Here is a 17,610-nt window from a genome sequence, read left to right as displayed (position 1 = left end):
TCCGGCGCAACGCGTCAGCGCAGCGCGACCAGCTCGACCGGGAAGCCGTTGAGCACCGCCGTCCCCGACAGCGGGTCCAGGCGGGAGCCGTCGAGCAGCTGGTTGACGTTGACGCCGGGCTGTTCGGCGGCGACCCCGAGCCGGGTGCCGGGACGGCTGTGGCCCCATCCGTGCGGCAGGCTGACCACGCCCGCGCGGACCGCGTCGGTGATCTCCACGGGCGCCGCCACCTCCCCGCCGTCGGCCTTGACGCGTACGGGGTCGCCGTCGGCGAGTCCGAGCCGGGCCGCGTCCTCGGGGTGCACATGGAGGGTGCAGCGGTTGGAACCGCCGTTCAGGGACGGGATGTTGTGCAGCCAGCTGTTGTTGGAGCGCAGATGGCGCCGCCCCACCAGGACGAGACCGGCCGGGCGCTCGTCCAGGGCCGCGCGCAGCCGGGGCAGATCGTCGGCGATCGGCCCGGGCAGCAGCTCGACCCGTCCGCTGCGGGTCCTGACCACCTGCGCCAGGCGCGGCCGCAGCGGCCCCAGGTCGATGCCGTGCGGATGGTCGAGCACGCGCTCCAGGGTCAGCCCGTCCGGGTCGGCGCCGAAGCCGTCGCCGTACGGCCCTAGCCGCAGCATCATGTCGAGCCGCTGCTCCGGGCCGTTCTCGCCGGTCAGCCGCGCGGCGAGCGCCTTGGGGTCCTGTCCGTACACCGCCGCGTGCGGATCGGCGACGGCCTTGCCGAGGGTGCGCTCGACGACCAGCGCGTCGACGGCGTCCGCCGGGGCGCCGTGCATCCCGGTCGCGGCGAGCACGAGGCGGGCATGGATCTCGCACTCGTCGAGCCTGCCCTCGGCGAGCGGGACGGCGGCCCGGGTGTAGCGGACCTGGTTGCGTACGGCGAAGGTGTTGAAGGCGAAGTCGAAGTGCGCGCTCTGCGAGGGCGGCGGCGGGGGCAGCACCACATCGGCGTGGCGCGAGGTCTCATTGAGATACGGGTCGACGCTGACCATGAAGTCGAGCCCGGCCAGCGCCCGGTCGAGCCGGTCGCCGTCGGGGGCCGAGAGCACGGGGTTGGCGGCGCTGACGAGCAGCGCCCGGATCTGCCCCTCCCCCGGTGTCTCGATCTCCTCGGCGAGCGCGGCGATGGGCAGTTCGGACTTGGCCTCCGCGTGTCCGCCGACCCGGCTGTGCCAGCGGCCGATCGCGAACCCCTTGCCGGGGCCGGGCGGATGGGGCGCCTTGTCGGTGGCGGAGAGCGGGAAGAGCGCGCCGCCGGGCCGGTCGAGGTTGCCGGTGAGGATGTTCAGCACATCGACGAACCAACTGGCGAGGGTGCCGTGCTCGACCGTGCAGCTGCCGATGCGGCCGTAGACGGCGGCACTCGGCGCGGCCGCGAGCTCCCGGGCGAGGGTACGGATCTCGTCCGGGTCGAGCCCGCAGGCCGCCCCGGCCGCCTCGGGCGTGAACTCACGTACGGCGTCCCGCACTTCGGACAGTCCGTCGACCTGTTCCGCGAGGTCCCCGAGCGAGGTCAGCTTCTCCTCGAAGAGTACGTGCGTGAGCGCGGCCAGCAGCAGCGCGTCCGTGCCGGGGCGCGGGGCCACGTGCCGGTCGGCCAGCTTGGCGGTCCGGGTGCGGCGCGGGTCGACGACGGTGAGGGTGCCGCCGCGCCTGCGCAGGGCTTTCAGCCGCCCCGGGAAGTCGGGCGCGGTGCACAGACTCCCGTTGGACTCCAGCGGGTTGGCCCCGAGCAGCAGCAGATGGTCCGTACGGTCCAGATCCGGCACCGGGATCGCGAACGGGTCGCCGAAGAGCAGCCCGCTGGAGACATGCTTGGGCATCTGGTCGAGGGTGCTCGCGGTGAACAGGTTCCTGGTCCGCAGCCCGCCGAGCAGTACGGGCGGATAGAGCGCCCCGGCCATCGTGTGGACATTGGGGTTGCCGAGCACGACCCCGACCGCGTTCGCCCCGTACTCCTCGACGAGCGGTCGCAGCCGGGCGGCGACCAGGTCGAACGCCTCGTCCCAACTCGCCTGCTCAAGCACGCCGTTGCGGCGCACCAGCGGTGCGGTGAGCCGGTCGGGGTCGCCGTCGACCTCGCCGAAGGAGGCGCCCTTGGGGCAGATGAAGCCCTGGCTGAACACATCGTCCCGGTCGCCGCGGGCACCGGTGACCCGCGTCCCCTCGACGGTCAGGGTCAGCCCGCAGGTGGCTTCGCAGAGCGGGCAGATGCGGAGGGCTGTGCGGGACATTCGTCCTCCCCAGGGCGGCGGTGGCGCACGGGCGGTCCCGAGCATACCGACCGGTAGGCATGGAGGCCAGAGAGGTGCCGGGCCAGGAATACGCGGGGTGCGCTCAGCCCAGCGTCCGCGCCAGATACGCGTGCAGCAGCTCCCGCGTCTCGGCCACGATCCCGGGATCCCCTTCCGGATCCGTACGGAAGGCGAGCCGCAGCAACGCGTCGGCGGCCTCCACCGCGACCAGGATGGTGCGGCGCAGCTCCGCGTCGGGGGCGCGGCCGAACTGGGCCGGGAGCAGCTCGGCGAGGCGGTCGGCGAGCAGGTGGTTGGCGTCGGAGGCCGGGTCGGCGACCGGCTGCGGCCCGCCGAAGTCGACGAGGTTGAAGCCGGGCACGGTCTTCTTCAGGACCAGGTACTCGTCGAGCACCGCGTCGATCGCCCCGCGCCAGTCCTCGGCCTCGAACGCGGCGAGCCGGGCGCCGACGATCTCGGCGAACCGATCCAGATTGCGCGCGGCCAGGGCCTCCGCCATGGCGCGCTTGTTGCTGAAGAAGCGGTATACGGAACCGATGGGCACCCCGGCCCGCTGGGCCACGGCCCGGGTGGACAGCTCTTCGTATCCGGTCTCGTCCAGGAGCTCGGCGCAGGCGTCGAGGATGCGGCTGAGGCGCTGGGCGCTGCGCTGCTGCACCGGTGCGCGGCGGAGGTTCGCATGGGGCACGGGGCCCATCATGCCGCGCCCGGCCGATTTTGCCGTTGACGTGGTCGAATCGGAATCCTACGGTGGCCCATAGGATTCCAGGATTCCTTCGGCGGCGGGAGCGGACGATGACCACCAGCAGCGAGCAGGCCAGGAAGACGGCGGAGGCGCTCGCGTACTCCTCCGGGTTCGGCAACGAGCACAGCTCGGAGGCGGTTCCCGGCGCCCTTCCGGAAGGCCGGAACTCGCCGCAGCGCGCCCCGCTCGGCCTGTACGCGGAACAGCTCAGCGGTTCGGCGTTCACCGAGCCGAGGGCGCACAACCGCCGCTCCTGGCTCTACCGGATCACGCCGTCGGCCGCGCACCCCGCGTTCGTACGGACCGACAACGGCAACCTGCGCAGCGCGCCCTTCACGGAGTCGACGCCCGACCCCAACCGGCTGCGCTGGAACCCGCTGCCGGAGCCCGCGGCCGGGACGGACTGGCTGGCGGGCCTGTGGACGCTCGGCGGCAACGGCGACGCCACCCAGCGCACGGGCATGGCCGTGCACCTCTACCACGCCAACACCCCCATGGACCGGGTCTTCAGCGACGCGGACGGCGAGCTGCTGATCGTCCCCGAGCGCGGCGGACTTCTGCTCCGCACCGAACTCGGCCTGCTCGCCGCCCGCCCCGGCGAGGTCGCGCTGATCCCGCGCGGCGTGCGCTTCCGGGTGGAGCTCCTGGACGAGACGGCCCGCGGTTACGTCTGCGAGAACTACGGCCAGCCCTTCCAGCTCCCCGACCTCGGCCCGATCGGCGCCAACGGCCTCGCCAACGCACGCGACTTCCGGGCGCCGGTGGCGGCGTACGAGGAGGTCGAGGGCCCGGTCGAGGTGGTCAACAAGTTCTGCGGCAACCTGTGGAGCGCGCAGTACGACCACACTCCGCTCGACGTGGTCGCGTGGCACGGCAACCACGTCCCGTACGTCTACGACCTGCACCGATTCAACGTCATCGGCACCATCTCGTACGACCACCCGGACCCTTCGATCTTCACGGTCCTCACCTCCCCGTCGGACACTCCGGGCCTTGCGGGCGTGGACTTCGTGGTGTTCGCGCCGCGCTGGCTGGTGGGCGAGGACACGTTCCGGCCGCCGTACTTCCACCGCAATGTGATGAGCGAGTACATGGGCCTGATCGAGGGCGCGTACGACGCGAAGGCGGAGGGATTCGTCCCGGGCGGCGGCTCGCTCCACAACATGATGTCGGCCCACGGCCCCGACTGTGAGACGTTCGACAAGGCGAGCGCCGCCGAGCTGAAGCCGCAGAAGATCGACGACGGCCTCGCGTTCATGTTCGAGACGCGCTGGCCGGTCACGGCGACGGAGCAGGCGGCGTCGGCGGATCACTTGCAACGGGGGTACGACGAGGTGTGGCGGGGCATGGAGCGCCACTTCCGCCCCTGACGTTCCGGCGCCCCACCCCTGAGCAGCGTCTTCCGCTTCCGCCCTTTGCCTGATAGGGAGCCACTGTGACCTCCTCCTTCGCTCCCGACTCGCTGGTCCTGAACCGCAAGCTGCCGCTGTGGTACCAGGTCTCGCAGTCCCTGCGCGCCTCGATACTCGGCCGCACCCCGGACGCCTCGCTGCGGCTGCCCACCGAGGAGCAGCTGGCCGCGCACTACGGGGTGAGCGTGCTGACCATGCGGCAGGCGCTGAAGGAGCTGGAGGAGGAGGGGCTGATCACCCGGCACCGGCGGCGCGGCACGTTCATCGAGCCCGCCGCCCGGCGCGGGGCGCCCGTCCGGCTGCTCGGCTCGATCGACGCGATCGTGGCCCAGCAGTCGGGCGAGCCGACGACGGTCCTGGGCCACGGTCCCGAGCCGGTGGCGGGGGAACTCGCGGAGTACTTCCCCGACTGCGCCTCCGTCGTCACCTACCGCCGCCTGCGCCGCGACGGCAAGACCGGCGAGCCCACGAACTGGGCGGAGAACGCGGTCCGCCCCGAACTGGCGGCATCCATCGAGGTGTCCGACCTCGAACGCTGGCCGATGACCAAGGTCCTGCGGGACGCGGTGGGAGTCCGCATCAGCCGCATCACGGACACGGTGGAAGCCCGCCTGGCGGACCCGGCCACGGCGGAACTCCTCCAAGTCCCGCTCCTGTCCCCGATCCTGCACTACACGGGCGTCACGTACGACGAGACGGGCCGCGTCGTGGACGTCGCCCGGATCCGCTACCGCGGCGACCGGTTCTCGTTCTCGGTGACGGTGGAGGCGCGGTGAGGTGGTGTATCGGCCGCTGCCGGTGACACTGTCTTCACCCACCCCCGGCCGCCTACCATGACCCCCCGTGAGTGACGACTTGCATCTGCTCGATGATCTGATGCCCTGGGCCGTCGCGCCGCTGCGGACCGGGCGGGCGTGGGTGGTCGGTCCGGACGAGCGCGCGCTCAGGGCCCGTTGGGACGCCCTCGTCCGAGCAGAGGGCGACGAGCGCGAACGCCTCTTCCGCCCCAGCCGCACCCGCACACTCCGCACCACCACCCCCGCCCTCCCCGGCGCTCCCGCCAACACCGGCCCCCTCGGCCGCGAGACGGGCCCCTGCCCGGCACCCCGCCGCATCACCCACGGCCCCTTCGACCACCAGTGGCTGATACCGGACCACCGCCTCCTCGACGCCGCCCGCCCCGAACTGTGGCGCGTCGCCGACGAACGGCAGCTGTTCGCGGTCGAGCAGGGCCATGTGCCCCAACCGGCCGGGACGGGACCGGCCCTCACCGTCTCCGCCCTGCTCCCCGACGGCCGCTCCCCCGCCGGCCGCCCCGGCCGCATCCGCCCCCTCTACCGCCGCCCCAACGCGACCGAGCCCAACATCGCCCCCGGCCTGCTCGCCTTCCTCGGCAAGGCGTACGGACACGACGTCGACCCCGAGGACCTGCTCGCCTGGACCGTCGCCACCGCCCGTGCCACACCCGCCGGCTGCGCACTCCCCCTCACCGCCGACCCCCAACTCTGGGCCAGCGGAGTCGAGTTGGGCCACCGCGCCATCGCCCTGATGCTGCGCGGCACACGCGGCGGCGAGAAACCCCGGCTGCCCGGCGGACGCAGGCCCTACGTACGGGCCGCGATCCCGGCCCGCCCGGACGAGCTGCGTTACGACGCGGAGGAAGAGGCGCTGTACCTCGGCGAGGGCCGCATCTCGCCCGTACCGTCCGGCGCCTGGGAGTACCGGGTCAGCGGCGTACGCGTACTGGAGCTGTGGTTCGAACGGCGTACGGAGAGCGGTGAGCCGGGCACTCTGGAGGCGATCCGGCCCGCGTCCTGGCCGCAGGAGTGGACCTCCGAGCTCCTGGAGCTGATCACCGCGCTTGCCCTGCTGAGCGAACTCACCGCAGGGCAGGACGCGTGGGAGGGCGACCGCCTCACCCCCGCCGACCTCATCGACGCGCGCGTGCTGCCCGTACCGCCCTCGGCCCGCCGCCCCGCATCCGTACTGGACCAGCCCGAGGAAGGCCCCGACGGCCAGCTGTCCCTGCTGTGACATCACGGGCCGCTGACGGCGATTGCGTCCGGGCACACCGAAGCGCTGCTGTGAGCCCTGGGGATGACAGAGGAGCTGACAGCAGCGCTGCGCCGGGACGGCGTGAACGCCTGCGCGCGTTTAGGAAGTCACTGGTCGTGAGCTGTCGTGGGATTCAGCCGCGGCTGCCGAAGAGCGAGCGGCGCAGGCGCCGCAGCGGGGCGAAGAGCGAGACGCGGGCGCTCTTGCTCCTCCGGCTGTGCGCGAGGTCACGCGAGGTCAGTTCGCGCATCAGCAACGTCGCCTCGGCCGCCTCGCGCTGCGGGACGGCAGGACCGCCCAGCACCGAGAGGTGGCGGTCGAGCCGCGAGCTGGTCGCACTGCTCCCGCAGGTGATGGCAGGCACTCTCGCCCTGCTGCGCATTGTTATCTGTTCCATGTCACTCCCCACCCATACGAGGGCACCCGGCCCCGGGCAGGGTAACCCTATCGCCCTCGCATCACACTCGTGTATCCCGGTCGCGGGATTCACCTCTCCCGGGGAATGTTGACGATTGACCGATGGCTACTCTCCGAATACGCATGGTTCCAGGGCGAGTTGGACAAGAGGCAGATGGGCACGCTCCCACCGCGCCAAGTGCCGGGCGGGGCGGGCCCGGTGATCCCGCGTCCGGTTCTCACAGGCCGTCACACGCTCACCGAGCGTGACCGATCGGCATCACAGGTCGGTACGCAGGGGGCTGCGGATGCGGTCACCTGAGCTAATTTGGAATGGATTCGCCGTTGTGGTCTCGCCGTCATGGAGGAGGCTCGCCAGTGAGCGAAGTGCCGGGCAGTGAGCAGCGCGTTGTCGCGGGTCGCTACCGACTGCTGTCCCCGCTCGGCCGTGGCGGCATGGGCGAGGTGTGGCGGGCGCGCGACGAAATTCTGGGGCGCGAAGTAGCGGTGAAGGAAGTGCGCGCGCCGGTCGGGCTCGATACGACGGACGAGCACCGGCTGTACAGCCGTCTGGAACGCGAGGCCTGGGCGGCCGCCCGCATCTCGCACCGCAATGTGGTGACGGTCTACGACGTGGCGACCGAGGACGGGCGTCCCTGGATCGTGATGGAGCTGGTACGCGGGCTCGCGCTCTCCGACGTACTGGAAGCGGAAGGACCGATGCCGCCGCAGCGGGCCGGGCACATCGGCGCCGAGGTCATCGCCGCCCTGCGCGCCGCACATGAGGCGGGGGTGCTGCACCGCGATGTGAAACCCGCGAATGTCCTGCTCGCCAACGACGGCCGGGTGGTGCTCACCGACTTCGGGATCGCGACGGTGGCGGGGACGTCCACGCTCACCATGACCGGCGAGGTCGTCGGATCGCCCGAATTCCTCGCCCCGGAGCGGGCCTTGGGGCGCACGCCGGGACCCGCCTCGGACCTCTGGTCGCTCGGCGTCCTCCTGTACGCGGCGGTCGAGGGGAATTCACCGTTCCGGCACGACACCCCGCTCTCCACCCTGCGGGCGGTGGTCGACGAGGAGCTGCCGCCGCCGCGCCGCGCGGGCCCGCTGACCCCGGTGATCGAGGGCCTGCTGCGCAAGGACCCGGCCGAACGGCTCTCCGCCGAGCAGGCCGAGCATCAACTGCGGGTGGTGGGCGCGGGCGGCTCCGTGTACGGCCCTCCCCCGCCGACTCCCGGCTCGTACGGCAGCCCGTACAACAGGACGACGATCATGGCCGGAGCCCCGGACGCGGGCCGGACGCCGCCGCTGCCGAACCCGGTGCCCTCGGGTCCGTACGGCTCGGACACCTCGACGACGACCCAGGAGCCACCGGAACGCAAACGGCATCCGGGGGCCGTGCTGTTGGCGGGCGTCGTGGTCCTGCTGCTCGCGCTCGGCGGGCTCGCGTGGGCGCTGGCGCGCAGCGACGGCTCCAGCGGGTCGGGCTCGAACACACCGCCTGCCACCGGTCAGGGCACGATTACCGCGAGCCGCAGCGACACGGCCACCGCGAGCCACGGCGGCGCGGGCGCCACCACGGCCACCACCAACACCACTGCTCCCACCAGCCACAGCCCCACCACATCGGCACCGCCCGCGCAGTCCGTGAAGGTCTCCCTCCAGTCCGTACGCGGGAGTTACTCGGGCAGCTGCCCGCCACCGGACGGATCGGCTCCGGCCGTGCTCGCCGTGTTCACCGTGGGGCGTACGCCGGTGGACGTCCAGTACCGCTGGGTAACGGCGAGCGGCGAGTCCTCCGACCCGGGCTGGAAGACGCTGAGCTTCGGGTCGGGCGACGCGAAGACCAAGCAGGTGTCGCACATCGAGTCGGGGTACCAGGCGGGGAAGACGGTCCACAACGCGGTGCAGCTGGAGGTCCGCTCCCCGGTCTCGGCGAGCTCCAACTCGGTTTCGTACACGGTCACTTGCACGGAGGAGACCCCGACGGGCGGGGCCTCCTCGTCGTACTCGGCGCCGGCGGGTGGCGGCTCCGCCTCACCCGCCGGCTGAGATGCGCTCGTACCGAAGTGCGCCCGTACGGATCAGGCCGCGGACGCGAAGGTGGGCAGATAGCCGCCCGACTGCCCGGCGGCGGTCGGGTGGTAGGACTCGCCTATGTTGGTCCAGACCAAACTGTTCAGCCACGGGCTGCCGGAGCAGATCTCATGACCGGTGAAGGCCGGGACGACCGAGGCGAAGGTGAAGCCGTGGTCGGCCGCGCGCTTGGCGGTGACCGTGTTGAGCTCGTCCGCCGCACCGTTGATCGCGGCGCGCGAGGTGTCGCTCAGACCGAAGAAGCAGTTGCCACCGATCTTGTAGAAGTGCGGGTAGCCGATGACCACGACGTGCGCGTTCGGGGCCTTGGCTCTGATCGAGTCGTAGACGGAGTCGAGCTTTGCGGGCAGGACGTTGTCGGCGTAGTCGCGCGCCTGGTTGATGCGGTTGATGCAGGTGGACTGCGAGTTCAGCACGCAGGTGGTCATGACGTCGGAGAACCCGGCGTCATTGCCGCCGATGGTGATCGAGACGAGGTCGGTGGCGTCACTGAGCGGGCCGAGCTGATTTGCCGTCACATCGTCGGTCGTCGCGCCCGAACAGGCGGTGAAGGCGAACGAGGCGGGAGCGTTGGCCGCCGCCCACAAGGACGGGTACGCCTTGGGTGAGCGCTTGCAGGAACCACTGGAGCTGTCGTACGTACCGGTTCCCACTCCCGAGGAGTAGGAGTCGCCGAGCGCCACATAGTCGGTGCCTGTGGCCTGGGTCGCGGCGTTGGCCACGCCTGCCCCGGTGAGGGCGAAGGCTGCGGCCAGGAAGATCGACGACACATAGGCCGTCATACGGGAGAGCTTCATGTGGGGGCCTCCTAGTGCGGGGTATCCGCCACAGATGTGGTACCAGCGAGTAGGGATCACCGGAAGTGGACATGCCAAGAACTTTCAGAAATCCGCTCCATCGGGGGAAACCCTGACTCCGAGATCCCGTCAATTGACCTTCACCGCAGGGAACTTCACTGCACGAGTCTTGTCTTGACGACCCCGATGGGCTGCGCCACATTGGAGCCCCGCCGCACGCGGAGGCTCCAGTGCACGCGGAGGAACGACGTGGCCAGTAGGCCGACAACCCCATTCCGCCCAGGAGATGACGGACCGTCGGCTCGCGACGACCTCGCGGCCGCGCTGAGCGGCGCCGCGCTCACCGTCTCGACGGTCGGCGCCGTCATCGCCTACATCCCGGTCGAATCCCCGCTGCGCGCACCGCTCGGGCTCTTCTTCTTGATCGCCGCACCGGCCGAGGCATTGGCTTTCGCTTTGCGCCGGTGGGAACCGCTCACGCGCGCGGTGGCGTCTTTCTCAGGCACGGTACTCATCAATCTGTTGATCGCCGAAACAATGGCGATCTCTGAAGTCCGGTCCGTACGCGGCGAGATCATGACGGTCGCAGTGATCAGCTTTCTTCTTTTCCTTACGGGAACGGGAGTAAAACGCTCCGCAACCGACCGGTCGAGAATGGTCAAAAACCCAAAAACGTGAGGCCACGTTCCAGGTCTTGCCATACAGGCCCAATCATCAATACCGTCTTACATCCGCCCGCATCGGCCCATCATGCAAAGCGGCTCTAGGGGAGGGCTCAAGCGCCGCGAGGGGCGGCCGGGGCGGGACGCGCTAGGGGGGTACCGTGCTCGGTCTTCGTGCGTTCTCGACCGGTCACGGGCCGCGCGGCCAGCAAAGCCAGCTCACCTCAGCACGGAATGCCAGACCGTCATGACCGGGGTGAGGACCCCCCTTTCGTAACCGGAAACCATCCGGACCGCCCGGGGGCGGGCGGTCCACCGGACGAGAGGGACAGAGACTCGTGAGCTCTTCTGTGCGCCCGGCGAGCCGGGAGCAAGATCTATTCATCGTGCCACCGGACGGTGGTACGAACAGCCCGTCGGACGGCCCGGCCGCCGACGGCGAGGCCACTCGAATACCGGCCGATTCCGCGCGCTACCGCGCGGTCTCGCCGAATCTCGCGATCGCGCCGCCGGTGAGCGTCGTGATCCCCGCCATGAACGAGGCGGAAAACCTCCCGTACGTCTTCAAGACACTTCCGGAGTGGATCCACGAAGTCGTCCTGGTCGACGGGAATTCCACCGACGACACCGTACGCGTGGCCCGCGAACTGTGGCCCGAGGTCAAGGTCGTCAAACAGGTCGGCAAGGGCAAGGGAGACGCCCTCATCAGCGGATTCGCCGCCTGCACCGGAGACATCATCGTGATGGTCGACGCGGACGGCTCGGCCGACGGCGAGGAGATCGTCAGCTATGTCTCCGCGCTGGTCGGCGGCGCCGACTTCGCCAAGGGCTCCCGCTTCGCCAACGGCGGTGGCACCGACGACATGACGCCGATCCGCAAGCTCGGCAACTGGGCGCTGTGCTCCATCGTCAACCGCAAGTTCGGCGCCCGCTACACCGACCTCTGCTACGGCTACAACGCCTTCTGGAAGCACTGCCTCGACAAGATCGTCCTCGACTGCAGCGGCTTCGAGATAGAGACCCTGATCAACATCCGGATCGTCAAGGCCGGACTGCGGGTCCAGGAGGTGCCCAGCCATGAGTACAACCGGATCCACGGCGTCTCCAACCTGAGCGCCGTGCGCGACGGCATCCGGGTGCTCAAGGTGATCGTCAAGGAGAAGTCCGTGCCCCGGGCGCACCGCCGCCCGCAGATGACCGGCCTCAATGCCCGCCGGGGGGAACTCTCTTGACCGACCGTCACAGCCGTGAGTTCTCCGTGGTGATCTGCGTGTACACCCAGGACCGCTGGGAGGACATCCTCGCGGCGGTCTCCTCCGTACGCCATCAGTCACGGTCGGCCCTGGAGACGCTGCTGGTCGTGGACCACAACCGGCCGCTGCTCGAACGGCTCGGCGAGGAGTTCAAGGAGTACGCGGCCGACGGGGAGGTACGGGTGCTCGCCAACGCGGGCCCCCGTGGCCTCTCGGCCGGACGCAACACCGGAATCGCCGCCGCCCGGGGCGAGTTCGTGGCGTTCCTCGACGACGACGCCGTGGCCGAACGCGACTGGCTGCGGTACTTCGCCTCGGGATACGACAACCCCCGGGTCATGGCGGTCGGCGGCCGCACCATGCCCGCCTGGTCCTCGGGCCGCCGGCCGGCCTGGTTCCCCGAGGAGTTCGACTGGGTGGTCGGCTGTACGTACCGGGGCCTGCCGCCCGGACGGGTGCGGGTCCGCAACGTCCTCGGCGGCAACGCCTCGTTCCGCCGCACCGCCTTCGACGCGGCCGGCGGATTCGCCACCGGCATCGGCCGCGACGGCGACAAACGGCCGCTGGGCTGCGAGGAGACCGAACTCTGCATCCGGCTCGCCCGCGCCCTGCCCGACGCGGTCCTGTTGATCGACGACCGCGCGGTGATCCACCACCGCGTCCCACCCGCCCGCGAACACTTCGCCTACTTCCGCACCCGGACCTACGCCGAAGGCCTGTCCAAGGCCCTTGTGTCCCGAAGTGTCGGCGCGGACAAGGGCCTTGAATCCGAACGCCGCTACACGACCCGGGTGCTTCCGGCCGGTGTCGTACGAGGAGTACGGGACGCGGCGCTCGGGCGGCCGGACGGGGCGGGGCGCGCGGGAGCGGTCGGGCGAGCGGGCGCGATCGTGGCGGGTGTCGCGATGGCTACCTGCGGCTATCTGCTCGGCACGCTCCGGGCGCGCCGGGGCGGGGTCGTGTTCGAGGTGGCGCCGATCGCTGCTGGTGGGGAGCGGCCGGGCGGGGACGAGTCGGGCGGGCAGCGGCCGGGCGGCGAACCTTCGCGCCAGCAGCAGCCGGGCGGGTCACCTTCGGATGCGGAGGAGGGGGAGGCCGCGTGAGCGCGCCCGTACCGATCCTGATGTATCACGCGGTGGGCCACCGCCCGGCCAGGGCGGCCTACGGCCTCTCCGTCTCGCCGGACGCCTTCGCCGACCAGATGGCCCTGCTCGCCGACCGGGGCTTCACCCCGCTGACCACCTCCCAACTGGCCCACGCCTGGCGTACGGCGGGAGCGCTTCCACTGCGGCCCGTCCTGATCACCTTCGACGACGGATACGAGGGCGTGCACCGCCACGCGCTCCCCGTCCTCACCAAACACGGCTTCGCCTCCACCCTCTTCGTCTCGACCGGCTGGCTGCGCGGCGCCCACGAGGAGAGCGGCGCTCTCGACACCATGCTCGACTGGGACCAGGTACGGGAACTGGCCGCCGCCGGTACGGAGATCGGCGGCCACAGCCACACCCACCCGCAACTGGACCAACTCCCCGACGAACAGCTCTGGTTCGAGACCCTGCGCTGCAAGGAGATCGTCGCCGAGGAGCTCGGCGCCCGCCCGGTCTCCTTCGCCTATCCCTACGGCTACTCCAGCCGCCGGGTACGCCGAACCGTCCGGGCGGCAGGCTTCACCCAGGCGCTGGCGGTCGGCAACGCACTCGCCCGCCGCCACCAGGGCCCGTACGCCCTGGAGCGGGTGACCGTCCGACGCGGTACCGGTATCGACGAGTTCGCGCGACTCGTCGATGGCCGTGCCATCGCCCGCATCTTCGCCCGGGACCGCGCGCTCACCAAGGGATACGCCCTGGTCCGCAGGGGACGCCAGGCCGGGCGCGCACTGGCCGGAAGGTGAGCGGTGACGGTGACCGAGACGACGTCCGGGGCGACCACCGCGCGGGAGCGAAGAGCGCAGGCCCGGCAGAAACGTGACGGCACGCCGCTCTTCCGCAACGCCTATGCGTTGATGGTCAACACCGGTATCAGCGCGGTCCTCGGCCTCGGGTTCTGGCTGGTGGCCGCGCGGTACTACTCGGCGGACGCGGTCGGGCAGGGCTCGGCGGCCATCGCGGCGATGAAGTTCCTCGCCGGGATCACCGCACTCACCCTGACCGGCGCGCTCTCCCGCTTCATCCCGGTCTCCGGCGCCGGAACCGGCCGACTGGTCTTCCGTACGTACGCGGCCAGCGCCGTCGTCGTCGCTCTCGCAGCCGTGGTCTTCCTCCTCACTCTGAACGTCTGGGGTCCCTCCTACCGCTTCCTGCACGGCCCGCTGCACGGCCTGGGCTTCATCACCTCCGTCATCGCCTGGGCGATCCTCACCCTTCAGGACGGGGTGCTGACCGGGCTGCGCAGCGCGTTCTGGGTCCCGATCGGCAACACCGTCTTCTCCACGGTGAAGCTGCTGCTCCTGGTCGCCATCGCCACCTCTCTGCCCACCACGGGCGTCTTCGTCTCCTGGGTCGCGGCCATCGCCGTCTCCGTACTGCCACTGGGATGGCTGGTCTTCCGACGCCTTGTCCCCCGCCATATCGAGCTGACCGCAGGGTCGGCGCGCCCGCCCGGCTACCGCGAGCTCGGCCGGTTCCTGGCCGGCGACTACACGGGCTCGCTCTTCGCCCTGGCCGTCGTCTATCTCGTACCGGTGATCGTCGCCTCCCAGGTGAGCTCGTCGGACAACGCGTACTTCTACATCACCGCCACCATCGGCGGCACGGTCGAACTCCTCGCCATCAACATGGGCGCCTCCCTGACCGTCGAGGGCGCCCACGACCCGAGCCGCCTCGGCCGCAACGCGCGCGCCGCGCTGATCCGGATGACCAAGATCGTGGTGCCGATCTGCGCCACGCTCTTCGTCCTCGCACCGCTGGTCCTGCGCGTCTTCGGCCAGGGTTACGCGGACCACGCCACGCCCCTGCTGCGCCTGCTGGTGACCGGAGCACTGCTGCGGGTGGTGATCGAGCTGTACTTCGCGGTCCTGCGCGCACAGAGCCGTACGGCCGGACTCGCCTACCTCCAGGGCGCGTTGTGCGCCCTGGTCCTCGGCTCGACCCTCGCCCTGCTCCCGCCGATGGGCCTGACGGGCGTCGGCATCGCCGAAGCGTCCAGCCTCGCCGTGATCGCAGCGATCGCGGCGCCGAGGCTTTACGGGGTGCTGCGGGGGTCGGCGGCGGATGCAGTCGTCAACGGTTGAGCCAGCGCACCTCGTACGCGGTCATCGGGAACGACTGGCCGTCGACCCGTGCCCGGGTGGCATGGTCCAGCGTGTTGACGACGAGGACGGTCCTGTCGCTCGCCAGCACCCGCAGGTCGGGTATGTCCTCGGCGGTCGAACCGAGGGATGCGTACCGGGTGCCGGGCGGGAACTCCTTGGCGAACCGGGAGATCAGCCCGTACATCGGCAACGGGGTTCCCCCGTCGGGGAGTTGTGTGGCATTCCACAGGCAGCCGGCGCACTGGGCGGTGGTCTGCTGCGGGCTCCAGTAGAACCCCGTGGTCGCCCCGCCCCGGACCATGGCGATCATCGCGGCGGCCTGCGCAGCGACCCGGCGGTCCTCGCCCCACCCGGAGCTCTCGGGCTCCACGTAGTACTCCGACCACCACAGCGGCAGCCCGCCTGACTCCTTGCGCAGCCAGCGGCCGACATCGGTGAACTTGTCGAGTGCGGTGAAGGGATCGGGCAGCATCTGGTTGTCACGGGTGAAACCGGCACCGTCGACCGCCACGAAGTCGGCGCCCTTCTTGTGTGCGTTCCAGTACCGGAAGGCGTCGAGCACCCGCTGGTCGACCGATCCCCAGGGCCCCTTGAGGTCGGAGGCGAACTGTTTGTCCTGCGGCCCGTAGCTGTCCATCACCAGATAGGGCCCGCCGACCTGGTTGTCCCTGTTCACCTTCTTCACTTCGTCGTAGACGAGGTTGTAGAGCCGGGTGTACCCCTCGTAGTTCCACCGCTGACTGCTGTCGTCGAAGAACCCCTTGAACTCGTTCCACACCACGAAGTGCCGTACGTCCGGATAGCGCTTGGCGACCGTCGCGGCGAGGTCGGCGAAGTCCTGGTAGTGGGTCGGAAGGGGCGCCGACTCGAAGGACTTGAGGCTCCAGTCGGTGTTCTGCTCGCCCGGCTTGCCGCCCTTCATCCAGTCCGGCGCGCAGCAGAGCGTGATCACGGGCGTGGAACCGGTCGACCGGATGAACGCGATGCGCCGGTCGAGATCCCCGAAGTCGTACCTACCCGGCGACGGCTCCGGGTTGCCCGCGCCCCACCCCATGATGGCCTGGTCCTGCGGCATGGGCTGCCCCGCGAGGAGCTTGCGGGCGCGCACGACGGCGTCGGGCAATCCGCTGTCCGCGCTGTACTGCGTGTGCGTGAAGCCCCAGCCGAGCTCGGTGTCACTACGGGCGGGACCGGTGGGCCCGCCGGAGGTGGCGCCGTCCTTGCCTTCGGCGGCATTGCCGTCGGACGAGCCGGTCGTACCGCCGCTCATGGCGAGGACCACCGTGAGCGCGGCCGCGACCAGGCCGAGCAGCACGATGGAAGCCCCCACATGACGACGCATCACGATCCAGCCTATCTACGAGAGTTGCCTTTCGAGTCTTTTTCAACCGAACACTGATGGAACGTCCCACACCCCGCCCCGGTTCCCGGTTCCGTCGACGGCCCGGTCCAACGGGACAAAACACCGTGCGCGGAGGGGAATGTTGCCGGATCATGGGCGCCATGTCCGCGAACCCTGAAGCCACGCTGCCCATCCGGCTGAATGTGGACGACAGCGATTCCCCGTCCGATGTCGTCGACGCGCTGTTCCTCGGGCGATTCGCCACGGGCGAGCAGCCGTTCTCGCACAGTTCTTCCATAGACCGGGTCAAGAAGGGCGTCAGCCTGCTGCCCCCGGGCGCCAAGGTGCTGCGCGCCGCCCGGGACGACGACCGCAGCGCCACGCTCGCCGAGGGCGACGGCTGGACGCTGCTCGTCTCGCGCTGGAACCGGGGCGCGGACGTCACGGTGACCGCGACCAGCGAAGACCTGGCCGAACGCGTTCTGAAGCAGGCCACGGAAGGCGCCGAGGACGAACCTGCACCGGTGCCGGAGAACGTCACGATGGGCTTCTGGTACGTCTCCCCGCGCCGGGGCCCGCACCGCACCACCCGTCAGATCGCCGCCGGTACCTGGGACGAGGTGCGCCCCAACTACACGGCGCCGGTCGCCGAGGCGATGGACCGCCTGATGAAGGTGACCCCCGACGACATCGCGGGCCGCCTCCTGCTGCTCCACGGCCCGCCGGGCACCGGCAAGACCTCGGCCCTGCGCACCCTGGCCCGCTCCTGGCGCGACTGGTGCCAGGTGGACTGCGTCCTGGACCCGGAGCGCCTGTTCAACGACGTCGGCTATCTGATGGACATCGCGATCGGCGAGGACGACGGCACCGCGAAGGGCCGCTGGCGGCTGCTGTTGCTGGAGGACTGCGACGAGCTGATCCGGGGCGAGGCCAAGCACACGGCGGGCCAGGCCCTTTCGCGTCTGCTCAACCTGACGGACGGCCTGCTCGGCCAGGGCCGCAACGTTCTGGTCGGCGTCACCACCAACGAAGACCTCGAACGCCTCCACCCGGCCGTCGTCCGCCCCGGCCGCTGCCTGGCCCGTATCTCCGTGGGCCCCATGACCCGCCGCGAGGCCGTGACTTGGCTCGGCACGGAGGAAGGCGTCGGCCGCGAGGGCGCGACCCTGGCCGAACTCTTCGCCCTCCGCCGCGGCTCCGCACCCCCCAGCGTCCCGGACCCCCGGGAGGACGTGGACGCGGGGCTGTATTTGTAGTTCGCGGGGCGGAACGGGCGGAGCGCGTTGGTGGGGCGAACACTCCTGGCCGGATCGGGGTTGTGGGGGTGAAGCGAGCAC

The 17,610-nt window shown here is 70.6% G+C and carries 14 protein-coding genes and 1 pseudogene; 10 read left to right on the top strand and 5 right to left on the bottom strand.

Features of this window, described 5'->3' with window-relative positions:
• Positions 1-14: 14 nt before the first annotated feature.
• On the bottom strand, positions 15-2,240 hold the full coding sequence (locus ACT1U9_RS25300; RefSeq protein ID WP_444534944.1) for a molybdopterin oxidoreductase family protein: 2,226 nt from the start codon (positions 2,238-2,240) through the stop codon (positions 15-17).
• Positions 2,241-2,343: 103 nt separating this feature from the next.
• A complete protein-coding gene (locus tag ACT1U9_RS25295; RefSeq protein WP_188275250.1) occupies positions 2,344-2,958 on the bottom strand; it encodes a TetR/AcrR family transcriptional regulator in 615 nt (204 codons plus the stop codon).
• 98 nt (positions 2,959-3,056) lie between these two features.
• Between ACT1U9_RS25295 and hmgA the strand changes: the two genes are divergently transcribed.
• The 3 genes from hmgA (at position 3,057) to ACT1U9_RS25280 (ending at position 6,452) form a co-directional block, all read left to right on the top strand.
• On the top strand, positions 3,057-4,376 hold the full coding sequence (gene hmgA / locus ACT1U9_RS25290) for a homogentisate 1,2-dioxygenase (protein WP_444534943.1): 1,320 nt from the start codon (positions 3,057-3,059) through the stop codon (positions 4,374-4,376).
• A gap of 65 nt (positions 4,377-4,441) precedes the next feature.
• Positions 4,442-5,194 carry a GntR family transcriptional regulator gene (locus tag ACT1U9_RS25285; protein ID WP_444534942.1) on the top strand — a complete coding sequence of 251 codons (753 nt, stop codon included), beginning with the start codon at positions 4,442-4,444 and terminating at the stop codon, positions 5,192-5,194.
• Between the two features lie 100 nt (positions 5,195-5,294).
• The gene (locus ACT1U9_RS25280) at positions 5,295-6,452 is read left to right on the top strand and encodes a type ISP restriction/modification enzyme (protein ID WP_444539242.1); all 1,158 of its coding nucleotides are present in this window, start codon (positions 5,295-5,297) and stop codon (positions 6,450-6,452) included.
• A 154-nt stretch (positions 6,453-6,606) separates the two neighbouring features.
• On the opposite strand, the gene ACT1U9_RS25275 is transcribed toward ACT1U9_RS25280, so the two are convergent.
• Complete coding sequence (locus ACT1U9_RS25275; RefSeq protein ID WP_361421320.1) at positions 6,607-6,870, bottom strand: hypothetical protein; 264 nt, start codon at positions 6,868-6,870, stop codon at positions 6,607-6,609.
• 377 nt (positions 6,871-7,247) lie between these two features.
• Here ACT1U9_RS25275 and ACT1U9_RS25270 point away from each other — a divergent pair, with 377 nt between their 5' ends.
• Positions 7,248-8,924 carry a serine/threonine-protein kinase gene (locus ACT1U9_RS25270; RefSeq protein WP_444534941.1) on the top strand — a complete coding sequence of 559 codons (1,677 nt, stop codon included), beginning with the start codon at positions 7,248-7,250 and terminating at the stop codon, positions 8,922-8,924.
• A gap of 32 nt (positions 8,925-8,956) precedes the next feature.
• Here the strand turns inward: ACT1U9_RS25270 and ACT1U9_RS25265 are convergent, their stop codons facing one another.
• A complete protein-coding gene (locus tag ACT1U9_RS25265; RefSeq protein ID WP_444534940.1) occupies positions 8,957-9,766 on the bottom strand; it encodes an SGNH/GDSL hydrolase family protein in 810 nt (269 codons plus the stop codon).
• A 249-nt stretch (positions 9,767-10,015) separates the two neighbouring features.
• On the opposite strand from ACT1U9_RS25265, the gene ACT1U9_RS25260 reads away from it, so the two are divergent.
• The 5 genes and pseudogenes from ACT1U9_RS25260 to ACT1U9_RS25240 form a co-directional block, all read left to right on the top strand.
• The gene (locus ACT1U9_RS25260; protein WP_444534939.1) at positions 10,016-10,444 is read left to right on the top strand and encodes a hypothetical protein; all 429 of its coding nucleotides are present in this window, start codon (positions 10,016-10,018) and stop codon (positions 10,442-10,444) included.
• Between the two features lie 436 nt (positions 10,445-10,880).
• Positions 10,881-11,660 (top strand): glycosyltransferase family 2 protein, encoded by a 780-nt coding sequence (locus tag ACT1U9_RS25255; protein ID WP_444539241.1) that lies wholly within the window; start codon positions 10,881-10,883, stop codon positions 11,658-11,660.
• A complete protein-coding gene (locus ACT1U9_RS25250; protein ID WP_444534938.1) occupies positions 11,657-12,784 on the top strand; it encodes a glycosyltransferase family 2 protein in 1,128 nt (375 codons plus the stop codon). Before ACT1U9_RS25255 ends, ACT1U9_RS25250 begins: the two co-directional genes overlap by 4 nt.
• 20 nt (positions 12,785-12,804) lie before the next feature.
• A complete protein-coding gene (locus ACT1U9_RS25245) occupies positions 12,805-13,572 on the top strand; it encodes a polysaccharide deacetylase family protein (protein WP_444539240.1) in 768 nt (255 codons plus the stop codon).
• Positions 13,573-13,683: 111 nt separating this feature from the next.
• Positions 13,684-14,898: pseudogene (locus ACT1U9_RS25240) on the top strand (lipopolysaccharide biosynthesis protein); the annotation flags it as partial.
• Between the two features lies 1 nt (position 14,899).
• Here the strand turns inward: ACT1U9_RS25240 and ACT1U9_RS25235 are convergent.
• Positions 14,900-16,273: a xylan 1,4-beta-xylosidase gene (locus tag ACT1U9_RS25235; RefSeq protein WP_444534937.1), complete on the bottom strand. Its 1,374-nt coding sequence runs from the start codon at positions 16,271-16,273 to the stop codon at positions 14,900-14,902.
• Positions 16,274-16,434: 161 nt separating this feature from the next.
• On the opposite strand from ACT1U9_RS25235, the gene ACT1U9_RS25230 reads away from it, so the two are divergent.
• Complete coding sequence (locus ACT1U9_RS25230) at positions 16,435-17,529, top strand: DUF5925 domain-containing protein (protein ID WP_444534936.1); 1,095 nt, start codon at positions 16,435-16,437, stop codon at positions 17,527-17,529.
• Positions 17,530-17,610 lie beyond the last annotated feature (81 nt).

Source organism: Streptomyces sp. BR1, assembly GCF_052373795.1.
Classification (GTDB): Bacteria; Actinomycetota; Actinomycetes; order Streptomycetales; family Streptomycetaceae; genus Streptomyces.
This window is presented reverse-complemented; position numbering and strand designations above follow the sequence as displayed.